Annotated in this window: 13 protein-coding genes and 1 tRNA gene; 7 read left to right on the forward strand and 7 right to left on the reverse strand. The window is 74.0% G+C overall.

Features of this window, described 5'->3' with window-relative positions; all coding sequences use genetic code 11:
• Window positions 1–2: 2 nt before the first annotated feature.
• Window positions 3–563, forward strand: coding sequence for a hypothetical protein (locus tag O7613_RS30445; RefSeq protein WP_281584909.1), 561 nt, complete (start codon window positions 3–5; stop codon window positions 561–563).
• A gap of 102 nt (window positions 564–665) precedes the next feature.
• Entirely contained in the window at window positions 666–2,000 is a 1,335-nt protein-coding gene (locus tag O7613_RS30450) for an NAD(P)/FAD-dependent oxidoreductase (RefSeq protein ID WP_281584908.1), read from the forward strand.
• On the opposite strand, the gene O7613_RS30455 is transcribed toward O7613_RS30450, so the two are convergent.
• The gene (locus O7613_RS30455; RefSeq protein WP_282291250.1) at window positions 1,987–3,825 is read right to left on the reverse strand and encodes a hypothetical protein; all 1,839 of its coding nucleotides are present in this window, start codon (window positions 3,823–3,825) and stop codon (window positions 1,987–1,989) included. The genes O7613_RS30450 and O7613_RS30455 overlap by 14 nt on opposite strands.
• A gap of 102 nt (window positions 3,826–3,927) precedes the next feature.
• Between O7613_RS30455 and O7613_RS30460 the strand changes: the two genes are divergently transcribed.
• The 3 genes from O7613_RS30460 to O7613_RS30470 all read left to right on the forward strand — a co-directional run bounded on the left by O7613_RS30460 (window position 3,928) and on the right by O7613_RS30470 (window position 5,366).
• Window positions 3,928–4,008 (forward strand) — tRNA-Leu (locus tag O7613_RS30460).
• A 112-nt stretch (window positions 4,009–4,120) separates the two neighbouring features.
• The gene (locus O7613_RS30465) at window positions 4,121–4,954 is read left to right on the forward strand and encodes a Bax inhibitor-1/YccA family protein (protein ID WP_282291252.1); all 834 of its coding nucleotides are present in this window, start codon (window positions 4,121–4,123) and stop codon (window positions 4,952–4,954) included.
• Between the two features lie 91 nt (window positions 4,955–5,045).
• Complete coding sequence (locus O7613_RS30470) at window positions 5,046–5,366, forward strand: hypothetical protein (protein WP_282291254.1); 321 nt, start codon at window positions 5,046–5,048, stop codon at window positions 5,364–5,366.
• Between the two features lie 705 nt (window positions 5,367–6,071).
• Here O7613_RS30470 and O7613_RS30475 read toward each other — a convergent pair.
• The 4 genes from O7613_RS30475 to O7613_RS30490 form a co-directional block, all read right to left on the reverse strand.
• Window positions 6,072–7,556 carry a CHAD domain-containing protein gene (locus O7613_RS30475; protein ID WP_282291256.1) on the reverse strand — a complete coding sequence of 495 codons (1,485 nt, stop codon included), beginning with the start codon at window positions 7,554–7,556 and terminating at the stop codon, window positions 6,072–6,074.
• Window positions 7,557–7,596: 40 nt separating this feature from the next.
• On the reverse strand, window positions 7,597–8,859 hold the full coding sequence (locus tag O7613_RS30480) for an acetyl-CoA C-acetyltransferase (RefSeq protein WP_281584903.1): 1,263 nt from the start codon (window positions 8,857–8,859) through the stop codon (window positions 7,597–7,599).
• Window positions 8,860–8,917: 58 nt separating this feature from the next.
• Window positions 8,918–9,733, reverse strand: a complete 816-nt coding sequence (locus O7613_RS30485) for an SGNH/GDSL hydrolase family protein (RefSeq protein ID WP_282291258.1) — start codon at window positions 9,731–9,733, stop codon at window positions 8,918–8,920.
• A gap of 182 nt (window positions 9,734–9,915) precedes the next feature.
• Window positions 9,916–10,962, reverse strand: a complete 1,047-nt coding sequence (locus O7613_RS30490; protein WP_282291260.1) for an SGNH/GDSL hydrolase family protein — start codon at window positions 10,960–10,962, stop codon at window positions 9,916–9,918.
• 131 nt (window positions 10,963–11,093) lie between these two features.
• On the opposite strand from O7613_RS30490, the gene O7613_RS30495 reads away from it, so the two are divergent.
• Together O7613_RS30495 and O7613_RS30500 are read left to right on the forward strand one after the other, a co-directional pair.
• Window positions 11,094–11,450: a YkvA family protein gene (locus O7613_RS30495; protein ID WP_281584900.1), complete on the forward strand. Its 357-nt coding sequence runs from the start codon at window positions 11,094–11,096 to the stop codon at window positions 11,448–11,450.
• 73 nt (window positions 11,451–11,523) lie between these two features.
• Entirely contained in the window at window positions 11,524–12,894 is a 1,371-nt protein-coding gene (locus O7613_RS30500) for a cystathionine beta-synthase (RefSeq protein ID WP_281584899.1), read from the forward strand.
• Between the two features lie 86 nt (window positions 12,895–12,980).
• Here the strand turns inward: O7613_RS30500 and O7613_RS30505 are convergent, their stop codons facing one another.
• Together O7613_RS30505 and O7613_RS30510 are read right to left on the reverse strand one after the other, a co-directional pair.
• Entirely contained in the window at window positions 12,981–13,490 is a 510-nt protein-coding gene (locus O7613_RS30505) for a GNAT family N-acetyltransferase (protein WP_282291262.1), read from the reverse strand.
• Window positions 13,487–14,416 carry a ribonuclease Z gene (locus O7613_RS30510; RefSeq protein ID WP_282291263.1) on the reverse strand — a complete coding sequence of 310 codons (930 nt, stop codon included), beginning with the start codon at window positions 14,414–14,416 and terminating at the stop codon, window positions 13,487–13,489. Before O7613_RS30510 ends, O7613_RS30505 begins: the two co-directional genes overlap by 4 nt.
• Window positions 14,417–14,456 lie beyond the last annotated feature (40 nt).

Raw genomic sequence — 14,456 nt, forward strand, 5'->3', positions numbered from 1 at the left:
CGATGAACGGCGTGGTCGAACGGGTGCGCGGGCTGCGGTACCGGGCCGCGCGGGTCAGCGCGCTGCCGCTGCTGGTGCGGGGCGGCATCTTCCTCGTCGTGCTGGCCGGCTTCCTCCTCGCGTACCCGGCGGAGGCGCTGGCCCCGCGGGCGCTGCTGGCCCTGACGGTGGCCGCGGTGCTGCCGGCGGTCGGGCCACGCCGGATCTGGCCGACCTTCGCCGCGCTCGTCACGGTCGCCGGCTGGCTGCTGGCCGCGCTCGGCTTCGACCGGCCGCCGGCGCTGTGGCGGCTGCTCGCCGTGGCCACGCTGCTCTATCTGGCGCACACGCTCTGCGCGCTCGCCGCGCTGCTGCCCTACGACGGGTTGATCGATCCGGACCTGGTGCTGCGCTGGCTAACCCGGGCCGGCGGGGTGGTGCTGGCGAGCGCCGTGCTCGGCATCGTGCTGGCCTGGCTCGGCGGGGTCGGCGGCAGCGGCGGCACGCAGGCGGCGACCGTGGCGGGGCTGCTGGTCGCGGTGGGGCTGAGCGCGCTGTTGGGGTGGCTGCTGCGTCGCAGATGACGGGACATCCCGGGCACGTTGCGCAGGTCACACCGGTTGTGCTCCGTCACAGAAGGGGGTCTCGCGCGGGATTACCCGAGCCCCCCGGGGAAAGATGGAGGCGTGAATCCGAAGCGGATCCTTGTCGTGGGTGCCGGGCACGTCGGCCTGTACGCCGCTCTGCGCCTGTCCAAGAAGCTGAGCTCGCGTGAGGCCGAGGTCGTCGTCGTCGACCCGCAGCCGCACATGACGTACCAGCCGTTCCTCCCGGAGGCCTCGGCGGGCAACATCTCCCCTCGGCACGCTGTGGTGCCGCTGCGGCGGGAGTTGCGCAAGTGCACGGTGGTGGCCGGCACGGTCACCCGGATCGACCACCACCGCAAGACCGCGGTGGTGCAGCCGATCAGCGGCCCGGCCCGGGAGATCCCGTACGACCACGTGGTGGTCGCCCCCGGCTCGGTCTCCCGCACCCTGCCGATCCCCGGCCTGCACGAGAACGGCATCGGGTTCAAGACCATCGGTGAGGCCATCTTCCTGCGCAACCACGTGCTGGACCGGCTCGACGTGGCGGCGGCCACCACCGACCCGGAGGTCCGCCGCCGGGCGCTGACGTTCACCTTCGTCGGCGGCGGCTACGCCGGCATCGAGGCGCTCGCCGAGATGGAGGACATGGCCCGCGACGCGCTGCGCTACTACCCGGAGCTGACGCCGGCGGAGATGCGTTGGGTGCTCGTCGAGGCGACCCAGCGGGTGCTGCCCGAGGTCGACCGGGACATGGGCGCCTACACGGTGCAGCAGCTGATGAAGCGGAACATGGACATCCGGCTGGACACCCGGCTGGAGTCCTGCGTCGACGGGGTGGTCAGGCTCTCCGACGGGGACAGCTTCCCCTCCGACACGATCGTCTGGACCGCCGGCGTGAAGCCGTCGCCGATGCTTGACGCGACGGACCTCCCGCGCGACGAGCGCCGCCGGGTCACCTGCCTCCCGACGCTCCAGGTAGTCGACGGCGACCGGGTGGTCGACGGCGCGTGGAGCGCCGGTGACTGCGCCGCCGTGCCGGACCTGACCAAGGAGCCGGGCAACTTCTGCTCGCCGAGCGCGCAGCACGCGGTGCGGCAGGCGGCCCGGATGGCCGACAACATCGCCAACGTGGTTCGTGGGCGCGAGCCGGTCGACTACAAGCACAAGCACGTCGGCAGCGTCGCCAGCCTCGGCCTGCACAAGGGCGTGGCGCAGGTCTACGGCATCAAGATGACCGGCTGGCCGGCCTGGTTCATGCACCGGACGTACCACATGTCGCGGATCCCCTCGCTCAACCGCAAGGTCCGGGTGGTGGTCGACTGGTCGCTGGCGTTCTTCCTCAAGCGTGAGGTGGTCGCCCTGGGCCAGTTGCACGACCCGCGCGAGGAGTTCGCCGAGGCGTCCGCCCCGCCGGTCGGCGCTACGCGGGGCTGAACCGCCAGGTCCAGGCGTCGGCGACCCGGGTGCCCGGCCCGAACAGCGCCTCCAACGTGCGGCGCAGCGCCGTCGCGTGCGGGGCGTCGTCGGTGAGCGCGACGCACGACGCGCGCCAGGCCGCGACGTCCCGGGCCGCCTGGCGGCGCTGCCCGTCGCCGACGGCGGGCGGCACGCCCCGGCGGGCCACGTCGGCGAGCAGGGCCGAGGTGGGGCGCTGCCAGGTGCCCATGGTGGCGGAGCCGCCCCGCCCGTACGGGCCGATGAAGAAGCCCTCCGGCATGCCGAACTCGACTCCGGCGGCGGTGGCCCAGCGCATCGGTCCGGGATCGCGCGGGGTGGCCGTCGGCACCGGCACCAGCACCCCGCCGGGGCGTACGCACTGCCGCCAGTGACCGCCGGTGACGAACTCGGGCAGCGGCGGCCGGTCGACCGTGGGCAGCGGCGTGGGGAACACGCTGAGCAGGGCCGCGCCGACCGCGAGCGGCACCAGCCGGCGGGCCGGACCCGGCTCGCGCAGCGCCCGGTGCACGGCGAGCGTGAGCACGGCGCCGACAAGTGGCAGCACGGCCAGCGCGAAACGCGTCGGCAGCGCGCCGTCCACCACCGGCAGGCCGTCGAGCAGCGCGTACGGGCCGGGTACGCCGGTCCGCTCGCCACCGGCCACCACCTCCGGGCCGAGCGCGAGCGCGGCCATCACGAGCGCCGCGGCCACGATGGCGCGCACCAGGGCCCGCCGCCCCGACCAGACCGCGCAGCCGGCCGCGACCAGCAGCAGCGGCCAGCCCAGGAACGTGGTGAACTCGGCCGGTCCGGTGGTCAGCCGGACCGACTCCGGGCTGCCGAACACGGTGAGCGCGGAGAGCCGGACCCAGCCGGTCAGGTCGGCGGAGAAGTAGGCCGCCGGGAACATCCCGTCCGCCACGCCCTGCGGGCCGGCGAACTGCACCCAGAGCGGGTACGCCAGCACCAGCAGCGCCAGTCCGGCGGCGCAGAGCAGCCCACCGGCGAAACCGGGAAGCGCGCGACGGGCCAGCTCCCGGTCGGCCAACCCGTACCCGACCGCCATCACCGCCAGGGTGAGCGCGGTGAGGAAGAGCACCTCCTCGCCGACGAAGACCTGCACGCTGACGACGGCGGCCAGCCCGACCGCCGAGGAGGCCATCCGGCGGCGGTCCGGGCCGTCCGGGCGGCCGGCCGGATCCGCGGCGCGCAGCAGCCGGACCACCAACCAGACGATCATCGGCACCAGCCACTGCGCGGTCATGTGCAGGTGGCCGTTGCTCTGCGAGACCATGCCCGGCCCGAAACCGCAGAGCACCGCGCCGAGCGCGGCGGCGAGCCGGCGGGCCCCCAGCACCCGGCTGAACAGCAGATACCAGGCGACCGCCGTGCCGGCCAGGTTGCCGGCCACCAGCAGCGCGAACGTCACCGGCGCACCGAACACCAGGGTCACCGGGGCGAACAGCACGCCGAGCGCCATCACCGAGGTGTTGGCCAGCAGGTTGACCCCGTCGGGCGCGTTGAGCCGGTCGGTGACCAGGCTGACGTCGCCGCGCAGGGCACGTGCGTCGAGCGCCAGGAACCACTCGTAGAGCGTCTGGTCGGCGGGGTTGAGCGCGAGCATCCGGGTGCCCGGCGCCGGCCACAGGCGGTGGGTGAGCCAGCCGGCGAACCCGGCGTACGCCAGCCCGACCAGCAGGTCCGCGCGGTGCCGGCGGGCGGCGGCAAGCACCCGGGCCAGCCGCGCCCCGACGGCTGGCGGCGCGGGGCGGAGCGCCTGGTCCGGGCCGGGCACCGGGGCCGGGCGGGCGGCGCTGGTCACGGCCCGACCCTAACGGCCACACCGCCGGGGTACGCCGAGGCGCGGCGCAGCCGCTACGGTGAGATCTGCACCGCCACGCGCGTCGACGCGCCGGTGTCACCCGCCCGGGTGGTGGAACGGCAGACACGGCCGCCTTAAAAGCGGCTGCCGCAAGGCGTGCGGGTTCGACCCCCGCCCCGGGCACCCCCGAACTCTCAGGTTTCCCACAGCTTCGCGCCGCACACGGGTTGGCCTCCCCGTCTACCCTGGAGGCGCACGTCTGCGTGCGAACGACCCCCTGAGGGAGGCCTGAGAAGTGAAGTCCTCGAACCCGGTGCTCGCCCGGCTCGGCCAGGCGGCCGAGCGTGAGCGGGCGACCGGGTACGCCCAGCCCGGGCCGTACGGTCAGCCCGGATACCCCCAGCATTACCCGCCGCAGCAGCCCTACCCGGGCGCCTACGGCCAGCCGGTGGCCCCACCCGCCGTGACCCCGATGACCATCGACGACGTCGTGGTCAAGACGGTCCTCATGCTCGCCCTGCTCGGCGCCGCGGGTGCCGCGGCGTGGGTGCTCGTGCCGGACTCCCTGGCCGGCGTGGCCTGGATCGGCGCCGCGGTGGTCGGCCTGGTGCTCGGCCTGATCATCTCGTTCTCCCGGATCGCCAACCCGGCGCTCGTGGTGGCCTACTCGATCGTCGAGGGCGTCTTCGTCGGCCTGGTCAGCAAGGCGTTCGAGTCGGCCTACAACGGCATCGTGCTCCAGGCGGTGGCGGCCAGCTTCGGCGTCTTCTTCCTGATGGCCATCATCTACAAGGCGCGCATCATCCGGGCCACCCCGAAGTTCGCCCGGATCATGATGGCGATCATCGCCGGCCTGTTCGGCGTCATGCTCGTCAACCTGGTGCTGTCGCTGTTCGGCGTGAACACGCACCTGCGCGACGGCAGCCCGCTCGCGATCGGCTTCAGCCTGGTCTGCATCGTGGTGGCGTCGCTGAGCTTCGTGCTCAACTTCGCGCAGATCGAGGAGGGGGTCCGGATGGGCCTCCCGCAGCGCTACGCCTGGACGGCCGCGTTCGGCATCGTGGTCGGCCTGGTCTGGCTCTACCTGGAGATCCTGCGCCTGCTCAGCTACCTCCAGGGCGACGACTGACCGTCCCGTCCGCCTACCGACGCCCGCCTGCCACACCCGTGGCGGCGGGCGTCGCCGTTTCCCTGCCCGTCCGACCGTAGACTCGGCGGCGATGAGCGCAGCGGAGCTGGACCGGGCGGTGACCCTGCTGGTCCGACAGGTCGGGCACTGGCAGCAGCCGCGCTGGTCGGCGCCGGCCGAGGGAGGCAACGTGTCCCGAGCCGACCTGGTGCACAAGCTGGTCCAGGAGATCGCCAACCTGGCGGCGGACGTGGCCGGCGAGCCGCGCCGTCAGGTGCCCCGGCTCCCCAGTGACCTGGCCCTGCCCGACCAGCTCCGGGTGGTCGCCGCCGACCTGGCCCTGGCCGCGCCGCCGGAGCCCGTGCTGGCCGGCGCCGCCGAAGCGGTGACCTGCACCCGCTCCGCCCTCTAGCGGCAGCCGTCCGACACGGTGCACCTCGATGCCGGCGCGCCTTTGGGCGCTGGCGTGCCTTCGGATGCCGGCGTGCCTTCGGATGCCGGCGTGCCTTCGGATGCCGGCGTGCCTTTGGGCGCTGGCGTGGTCTGGAGGTTCCTGCTTCGCCCTGATTGCGGGTGTTCTTCCCGGCCCAACCCGCCGAAGTGGCGGCATTTCCAGTGCACAGAACTCCGTTAGTTCGGCGACCTGACGCTGTGCCCGGCCGGGATGTCGCAAGCCGGCCTTGTCACACGGCGGTCGTCGCGGTGAGGTGACGCCTCTACCCGAACGGGTGCCTCTCCGGGCGCTACAAACTTGATGGCGTGAATGGATCAGCCGGCAGTGTGAGGTCCGGAGTTGCCCTGCCGGGTAGGTGCGGCGTCGGGCAAGGCGGGAGCGAGGGCCGGGCGGGCGAGGTCCGGGCGGGGATGGAGTCCGGGTGGGGCAAGGTCCGGTTGGACACGGCCGCTGTCCAAGCGGACCGAGGCGCTGTCCTGACTCATCTGCGTCATCAAGTTTCTAGGCGCCGACATAGGCCCTCCCGCCGCCGCACGGGAAGGCCGTCTCAGGGCCGGAGCTGACGCAGGAGCCGGCGGAGGGCCGCCGGGAGAGTGAGAAAGGTCGTTGCTAGGACCGTCGGAGGACTCTGCCAACGCATAACGGCGCCCGGTGGCCCAGCGGTCAGCGGCTCAGCCAGCGGCGTACCTTGCGCCGCCGGGCCCGGTCCCGCGCCCGCAGCACCGCCGGCAGGTCGTGCCCGGCGGTCTCCGCCTGGCGGGCGTGCAGCAGGCCGTAGGTGAACGTGTTCTCGCCCTCGGCGTACGCCCGGAGCGCGTGGCGGAGCAGCACCTCCCGGGTCACCACCGAATCCTGGTGCGTGCCGAGCAGGTCCTGGAGCCGCTTGAACCGCTTCACCAGGTGGGTGGCCGGCTTCCCGACGGCGGGCTCGCGCACCTCCGCCGCGTACCGGGCCGCCTTGTACTTCTTGCGCGCCTCGTGCAGGGCGGCGTCGCCGGCCGGGCCGCCACCGGCGAGCGCCCGGTCCAGCCGCTCGTCGGCGCGGCGCACCACCCGGCGTACCCGGCGGTCCACCCAACGACTGTCGACCTCGCCCGCCGGGCCGTCGAGCAGCCGGTCCAGGCGGGTCAGCAGCTCGGGGTAGCGGTCGGAGTCCAGCGCGGCCCGCAACGCGGTGGTCGCCTCGGCCAGGTCGGCGGCGAACCGTTCGCCGGTCCGCGCGGCGACCGGACCGAGCACCAGATCGTCCGGCAGCTCGTGCACCGCCGCGGCCAGCCGGCCGGCCATCACCTGGTGGTCGCGCACCGCGCCCAGCTCGCCACCGAGCCAGCGCAGCTCGGCCCGCACCGCCTCGCTCTCCCGCCGGGCCCACAGGCCGCGGAACGTGCGCAGCGTGGCCCGGAGCCGGCGGACCGCCACACGCATGTCGTGGACCGCGTCCTCGTCCCCCTGGTACGCCGCCGCGTGGTTGGCGACGATCGTGTCGCGCTGCTCCCGGGCGTACCCGATGACCGGCCCGGCCGCGTCGGCGGGCGGCCGGGTGTCGAAGCGCGCGAGCCGGTGCGCGACCGCTCGGTGCGACTTGCTGACCGGCACCTCGCGGGCGCCGGCCCCGGACAGCCGGACGGCCACCGCGTCGAGCAGGTCCTCGTCGCCGTCGACCAGCTCGACCTCGACTTCGTACCAGCTCTGCGTGGTGCCGTCGAGCAGGTCCTCGGACCGGACGTCGTCCTCGGCGACCTCGGCCAGCACCCGGCCGTCGGAGGCCAGCAGCCGCCGCTCCCGGCGGTGGTTGACGACCCGGGCCGCCGGGGCCACCGGGCGGCCCCGGGACGCGCCCCGGATCAGCGCGGCCAGCTCGGCCGGCGGGCCGGCGCCGGACGCGCCGGCCGGGAACTGGTGCTCCACCCGCGCGCCACCGACCGCGCCCACCTTCAGGTGCCAGCCGGCGTCGTGCCCGCCGGTACGCCGCCGCAGCGCGTGGCCGCTGCGGAGCAGCCGCAGGTCGTCGGTGTCCCAGTAGACGGCGTCCAGTTCCAGGGCGGTGGCGTCGGACACCGTCGCGACGCCACCGCACCCCGTCAGGTCGGGCAGTTGGAAACCATCATCGCCGGAGAACTTGCGCTCGCGTTCCACGACGGTCGCCATGCCGAGTGCGGTACCCGGTTCGCGCCGTCGCGAATCGGCCTCAGTTGAGCCGTTCGAGCACCATGGCCATGCCCTGGCCACCGCCGACGCACATGGTCTCCAGGCCGATGGTCCGGTCGTGCCACTCCAGGGCGTTGAGCAGGGTGCCGGTGATCCGGGCACCGGTCATGCCGAACGGGTGGCCGACCGCGATCGCGCCGCCGGCCACGTTCAGCTTCTCCTCCGGGATGCCGAGCTGCCGGTACGACGGGATCACCTGGGCGGCGAACGCCTCGTTGATCTCCACCAGGTCGACGTCGTCGATGGTCATGCCGGCCCGCTTCAGCGCCTGCTTCGACGCCTCGACGGGGCCGAGCCCCATGATCTCGGGGGAGAGCGCGGTGACGCCTGTGGAGACGATCCGGGCCAGCGGGGTGAGGCCCAGCTCGGCCGCCCGGCCGGCACTCATGATCACCACCGCGGCGGCGCCGTCGTTGAGCGGGCAGCAGTTGCCGGCGGTGATCCGGCCGTCCGGGCGGAACACCGGCTTGAGCCCGGCCACGGCCTCCAGGGTCACCCCCGCACGCGGGCCGTCGTCGGTGCTGACCACGGTGCCGTCCGGCGTCGTGACCGGGGTGATCTCGCGGGCCCAGAAGCCGTCCGCGATCGCCTTCTCGGCCAGGTTCTGGCTGCGGACGCCGAACGCGTCCATGTCCTCGCGGCTCACGTCGTACACCTGGGCCAGGTTTTCCGCGGTCTGACCCATGGCGAGGTAGACGTCCGGCAGCGCGCCGGCCTCCCGCGGGTCGGTCCACACCTCGGCGCCGGCCTGCGCGCGGGCCTGCGAACGCTCCCGCGCCTCGGCGAAGCGTGGATTCTCCCAACCGCCGCCGACAAGCGCCTGCGCCTCCGGCGGCAGCGTGTCCGAGTTGCCCCGCGCGTACCGGGAGACCATCTCCACCCCGGCGGAGACGAACACGTCGCCCTCACCGGCCCGGATCGCGTGCATCGCCATCCGGGTGGTCTGCAACGACGAGGCGCAGTAGCGGGTCAGCGTGGCGCCCGGCAGCCCGTCCAGGCCCAGCAGGGTGGCGACCACCCGGGCCATGTTGAACCCCTGCTCCCCGCCGGGCAGACCGCACCCGAGGTAGAGGTCGTCGATGGTGGTGGGATCGAGCGCCGGGACCTTGTCGAGGGCGGCCTGGACGATGGTGGCGGCGAGGTCGTCCGGGCGGACCTCGCGCAGGGAACCCTTGAACGCGCGGCCGATGGGGGACCGGGCGGTGGCGACGATGACGGCGTCGCGGGGCGACTCAATCGGCATGAACCAACGTTAACCTGCGGGTAACTTGCGGTGGAAGCCGCGCGCCGGGCGGGAAATGTCACCCCGCCGGCGGCCGTCGGTGGTGCCGGAACGCGACCGCCGCGGCGGCCGCGACCGCCGGGAGCAACGCGTGCGCCCAGACCCGGTAGCCGTCCGCGGACGGATGGAAACCGTCGTGGCAGAGTGTGCCGGCGTCGGCCCGGAACACCGGGCCGGTCTCGGTCCCCAGGTCGACCACGGTGCCGCCGGCGTCGAGCACGGCCACCGTCTGGGCCCGTGCCATCCGCCGCCCGGACCAGCCGAGCACCTGGCGCAGCGGGGCGGCGACCGCGCGTACCGCGCCGAGATCGGGGCAGGTGCCCACCACGACCTCGACGTGCGCCTCGCGGAGCCGGCGCACCGCCGAGCCGAGGTAGGCCGCCGCGTCGGCCGGGCGGGTCAGGGCGGTGGCGTCGTTCGCCCCGATCAGCACCACCGCCACGTCGGGTCGCTCACCGAGCAGCGCGCGGGCCACCTGGGTGGCGAGGTCGTTGGCGCGGGAGCCGGAAACCCCGACGCTCGACAGGTGCACCCGCCGGCCGGCCGGCCCCTCGGCAAGTAGGAGGGCGAGCTGGCCGCCGATGGTCTCCTCGAACCGGTCGACACCCACGCCGAGCGCCGACGAGTCGCCGAGCAGCACCAGCCGCAGCGGCGGCGCATCGGCCCGGCCGACCGTGGCGCGCAGCACGAGACCCAGCTCGGGCTGGGCGTACTCGCGGCTGCGGGCGGCGATGGCCTGGCCGGCGAGCACCGCCGCGCCACCCACGGTGCCGGCCAGCAGCGACAGGGCCGCGGCCCGGCCCCACCGGGCTGCCGTCTCGTTCGGTCCGCTCATGCCATCACCTCGCTGCGCTCGCTCATGCCGGCACTCCGCTTCGCTGCGTGCCGCCATGAGGCACGTTCGCCCTGAGCTTGCTGATTCGCTCGCTGCGCTCGCTCATGCCGGCACTCCGCTTCGCTGCGTGCCGTCATGAGGCACGTTCGCCCTGAGCTTGCTGATTCGCTCGCTGCGCTCGCTCATGCCGTTCCCTCAAGTGTGGCCGGGTCGGCCGCGGCGCCGGTCGCCGACACCGCGCCGACACCGAAGAAGGCCCGTCGGCGAAGCTGCGCCCACCGGCCGCCCGGCCCGCGGTCGCGGCCCCGCAGTTGGGCGCCGGTGACCTCCGTGCCGGCGTGCCGGGCCGCCTCCTGAGCCGCCTTCGGAAGCGACCGTACGCCCTCCAGACCGCTGAGCGAAGGACGGCGTTCGGGCGCCGCCTCCAGCGCCGAGAGCACGGTGGGCAGCAGTGCCGCCGCGGCCATCGCGTACCCCTCCGCCGAGGGATGGAACCGGTCCCAGGCGAACATCCGGCCGGGCTCGGCGGCGAACCGCGGCCCCAGCAGGTCGCCGAGGGAGACCGTCCGGCCACCCGCCTCCACCACCGCCACCGTCTGGGCGGCGGCCAGTTGCCGGCTCCACCGCCGGGCCAGCCAGCGCAGCGGAGGCTGGATCGGCCGGATAGTGCCCAGGTCGGGGCAGGTGCCGACGACCACCTCGCAGCCGGCGGCGCGTAGCGTGCGGACCGCGTCGACCAGATAGCGCACGGCCAGCGCAAGCGGGGTGCGGTTGGTGACGTCGTTGCCGCCGACAAGCACCACGGCGATGTCCGGCTCGACCTCCAGCGCGGACTCGACCTGCGGCTTCAGGCCGGCCGACAGGGCGCCCACCACGGCGAAGCGGTGCAGCCGGACCGGCCGGTGCAGGCGGCGGGATAGCCCGGTGGCCAGCAGGGAGCCGGGCGTCTCCCGACGCCGGTAGACGCCGTAGCCGGCGGCGGAGGAGTCACCGAGGACGACCATGGTGACCGGCGGGCCGGGGAACCTCGCGCCGTAGACGCCGTCACAGCGCGGCGGCGGGGCCTGCGCCATCGGGATGGTGCGGCGGGCCTGCCGGGCCTGGCCGAGCAGCACCCCGCCGGTGGCGGCCGTGGCCGCCACCGTGGCGCCCGTGCCGATCGCCGCCAGGCGGGCGATCTGCCGGGCGCGTCGCCGGCGGACCGGCGCCACGGAACCAGCGTCCCCCATGAGCCGACAGTATCGCGCCGGCACGACCATCGCTGTCCTTGATCGGGCGGCTGGACGGTGACCGTTCTGGGTACCAGTGGGGTGGGCTTGCCCGGGTGACGCACCCTGGTCCAGCGGAGAAGGGCGGAAACATGGGGAAGACGTTGAAGCGCAGCGCCGCGTTCGCCGCGCTGGCCCGGGCACTGGCGGCCGGCGCGCGACGCGGGCCGTCGCTCGGCACCCGGATGGCGGCGCTGCCCCGGATGATCCGGGCCACCAGCCGGGGGGAGTACGACGGTGGGCTGCGGCTGGCGCTGATGGCCGGGGCGGCGGCGTACGTCGTCTCCCCGATCGACCTGCTGCCGGAGATCCCGCTGGCGATCTTCGGGTTGGCCGACGACGCGGTCATGGTCACCTGGCTGGCCGGCAGCGTGCTCGCCGAGACGGAGCGATTCCTGGAGTGGGAGGCGCGCCGTAGCTCCGTCATCCCCGGGCATGTGGCCCCCTGACGGCACGTACGCTGGCGACGAAACCGGCTGACCGACCGCCCCACGACGGCGGCGCGACGAAGGGCACAACGAGGTGCAGTACTACGACAACGTCGTCGAGTTGATCGGCAACACCCCGCTGGTACGCCTGCGCAACGTCACCGAGGGCATCCAGGCGACCGTGCTGGCGAAGGTGGAATACGTCAACCCGGGCGGCTCGGTCAAGGACCGGATCGCGCTGCGCATGGTGGAGGACGCCGAGAAGGCCGGCATCCTCGGGCCGGGCGGCACGATCGTGGAGCCGACAAGCGGCAACACCGGCGTCGGGTTGGCCCTGGTGGCCCAGCTCAAGGGCTACCGCTGCGTCTTCGTCTGCCCGGACAAGGTCAGCCAGGACAAGCAGGACGTGCTGCGGGCGTACGGCGCCGAAGTGGTGGTCTGCCCGACGGCCGTCGCGCCGGAGGACCCGCGCTCCTACTACAACGTCTCCAACCGGCTGGCCCGGGAGATCCCCGGCGCGTGGAAGCCGGACCAGTACAGCAACCCGGCCAACCCGCGTTCGCACTACGAGACCACCGGCCCGGAACTGTGGCGGCAGACCGAGGGCCGGATCACCCACTTCGTCACCGGCGTCGGCACCGGCGGCACCATCTCCGGCATCGGCCGCTACCTGAAGGAGGCGTCCGAGGGCCGGGTCAAAGTGATCGGCGCGGACCCGGAGGGCTCGGTCTACTCCGGCGGCAGCGGCCGGCCGTACCTGGTCGAGGGCGTCGGTGAGGACTTCTGGCCGGCGACGTACGACCGCGGGATCGCCGACGAGATCGTCGAGGTGTCGGACAAGCAGTCGTTCGAGATGACCCGGCGGCTGGCCCGCGAGGAGGGGCTGCTGGTCGGCGGCTCCTGCGGCATGGCCGTGGTGGGCGCGCTGGAGGTGGCCCGCAAGGCCGGGCCGGACGACGTGGTCGTGGTGCTGCTGCCGGACGGCGGTCGGGGCTACCTGTCCAAGATCTTCAACGACCGGTGGATGGCCCGGTACGGCTTCCTGGCCGACGCCGGCACCGAGCCGACCGTGGCCGACGCGCTCGGCAGCAAGCCGGGCGGCCTGCCCGAGCTGGTGCACGTCCACCCGACCGAGACGGTCCGCGACGCCATCGACTACATGCGCGAGTACGGCGTCTCCCAGCTCCCCGTGCTGAAGGCCGAGCCGCCGGTGGTGACCGGCGAGGTGGCCGGCTCGATCGCCGAGAAGGACCTGCTCGACGCGCTCTTCACCGGCCAGGCGCACCTGCACGACACGATCGAGCGGCACATGGGCGAGCCGCTGCCGATGATCGGTGGGGGGCAGCCGGTCAGCGAGGCGGTCGGGCTGCTGGAGAAGGCCGACGCGGCGCTCGTGCTCGTCGACGGCAAGCCGCGGGGCGTGCTGACCCGCCAGGACCTGCTGGCCCACCTCGGCGCCCGCTGAGCGAGGCGCGTGAGCGCGTGTTAAGCGGGAGGGCGTGTTAAGCGGGGGCCCTTCCTCTACCGAATGCGTTAAGCGGGGGCCCCTCCTTACACCGGACGGGTGTAGCGGAGCTGGGGGACGGTGACGGGGCCGATGCGTTCGGTGAGGTGGCCGCCGGTGGCGTGCCAGCCGCCGCGCTCGTAGAAGCGGCGTGCGGCGGCGTTGTCCCGCAGCACCCACAGCGCGGCCCGGGTCCAACCACGGGCCCGGATCGCGTCCAGGGCGTCCACCATCAGCGCCCGGCCGGTGCCCCGGCCCCGCTCGTCCGGCTCCAGGTGGATGGCGTGGAGCAGCCCGGTCGCCGGGTCGCCCTCGTCGTCCGGGCCCAGATAGCTGAAGCCCACCAGCCGCCCGTCCCGCTCGGCCACGGTCATCCGGTGGTCCACGCCCTCCCAGGTGAGCCGTTCCACCCAGTATCGGCCCATCGCCTCCGGGGTCGGGTCGGCAAGCGCCTCCGGCGGCAGGAACGACGAGTACGCCGCCACCCGGGAACGCTGGTGCAGAGCGCCGACCGCCATCAGGTCGGCCTCGGTAGCGGGGCGTAGGGAGAGCGTCACCCGGGCGACGGTACCCGTCGGGGTGGCACCGGCACCGTGCCCAGGTCCTCGGCGATCACCAACTCCCCGGTGAAGTGTCGCCGGGCCTCGTCGTGGAACCGGCGCGGGTCGGCGTACCGCTGGGAGAAGTGGGTGAGCACGAGCGTGCGTACCCCCGACTCGGCCGCCACCCGCGCGGCCTGGCCGGCGGTGAGGTGGCCGACCTCGGCGGCGAGCGCGGCCTCCGACTCGCAGAACGTCGACTCGATGACCAGCAGGTCGGCGTGTTCGGCGAGGGCGTACACCCCGTCGCAGAGCCCGGTGTCCATCACGAACGCGAATCGCTGCCCCGGTCGGGTGACGCTCACCTCGTCGCGGCTGACGCGACGCCCGTCGAGGTCCAGGTGGCCCGCGCGGAGCAGCTCGCCCACGGCCGGACCGGCGATGCCGTACGCGGACAGCCGCTCCGGGAGCAGCCGGCAGCCGTCCGGCTCGACCAGGCGGTAGCCGTACGTCTCGACGGGGTGCCGCAGCCGGCGGGCCTCAAGCGTGCCGACGCCGAGCGCGATCTCCTGCCCGTCGGCGTGGATCGGCTCGACGGCCAGCTCGGCGGTCTCGTGGAAGCTCGACGCGTGGCGCAGCCGGGCGAAGTATTCCGCGCCGCCGGCCGGGAAGTGGACGGCCACCGGGTGTGGCACCCGGTCCAGGGAGAGCCGTTGGATCATGCCGGGCAGCCCGAGGCAGTGATCGCCGTGGAAGTGGGTGACGCAGATCCGGGTCAGGTCGGTGGCGGTGACGCCGGTGTGCAGCATCTGACGCTGGCTGCCCTCGCCCGGGTCGAAGAGGATCACCTCGTCGTCCCAGCGCAGCAGGTAGCCGTTGTGGTTGCGGGCCCGGGTCGGGGCCTGGCTGGCCGTGCCCAGGACCACCAGTTCACGCATGGACAAGGCCGCCTCCGGACATGAAGCGACCCCCGGGGCTTCCGCG

This window comes from Micromonospora sp. WMMD975 (assembly GCF_029581215.1).
Classification (GTDB): domain Bacteria; phylum Actinomycetota; class Actinomycetes; order Mycobacteriales; family Micromonosporaceae; genus Micromonospora.

Coding starts and splice junctions, on each gene's coding strand:
- O7613_RS30490 (WP_282291260.1), bottom strand. CDS start 10,962: ATGGGGGACGCTGGTTCCGTGGCGCCGGTCCGCCGGCGACGCGCCCGG.
- O7613_RS30485 (WP_282291258.1), bottom strand. CDS start 9,733: ATGAGCGGACCGAACGAGACGGCAGCCCGGTGGGGCCGGGCCGCGGCC.
- O7613_RS30480 (WP_281584903.1), bottom strand. CDS start 8,859: ATGCCGATTGAGTCGCCCCGCGACGCCGTCATCGTCGCCACCGCCCGG.
- O7613_RS30445 (WP_281584909.1), top strand. CDS start 3: ATGAACGGCGTGGTCGAACGGGTGCGCGGGCTGCGGTACCGGGCCGCG.
- O7613_RS30475 (WP_282291256.1), bottom strand. CDS start 7,556: ATGGCGACCGTCGTGGAACGCGAGCGCAAGTTCTCCGGCGATGATGGT.
- O7613_RS30470 (WP_282291254.1), top strand. CDS start 5,046: ATGAGCGCAGCGGAGCTGGACCGGGCGGTGACCCTGCTGGTCCGACAG.
- O7613_RS30495 (WP_281584900.1), top strand. CDS start 11,094: ATGGGGAAGACGTTGAAGCGCAGCGCCGCGTTCGCCGCGCTGGCCCGG.